At 51.1% G+C, this 268-nt stretch carries 1 protein-coding gene; it reads right to left on the reverse strand.

Going from position 1 to position 268, the window contains the following annotated elements; translation table 11 throughout:
* A partial coding sequence (locus tag KVS71_RS20620; protein WP_368874978.1) for a carbohydrate kinase family protein occupies positions 1–264 on the reverse strand: 264 nt, incomplete at its 3' end.
* Positions 265–268 lie beyond the last annotated feature (4 nt).

Below are 268 nucleotides of genomic sequence, written 5' to 3' on the forward strand. Positions count from 1 at the left end.
TGTTAGCCCTGGTTTCAGGGCCGGTTGCAGGAATATGGAGCTTACGTGCAGGTGCCTGGCACTGGTGAGTACAGCATCTGTAATGTCTGCAATGCTCAGCTCTTCCATCGCGCCGGGATAGGTGATCATGGCCCTTTCCTGTTCGTGGCTGAAAGCAATGCTGATGCCCGTGCCGCTTGCAGGACTGTAGGAAATACAGGAAGTATTTACCCCTTTGGAAGAAAGTTCAGCAAGCACTTTATGGCCAAACAGATCGTTACCGATCTTA

The organism is Microbacterium sp. GbtcB4, assembly GCF_019091465.1.
GTDB classification, from domain to species: Bacteria; Actinomycetota; Actinomycetes; order Actinomycetales; family Microbacteriaceae; genus Microbacterium; species Microbacterium paraoxydans.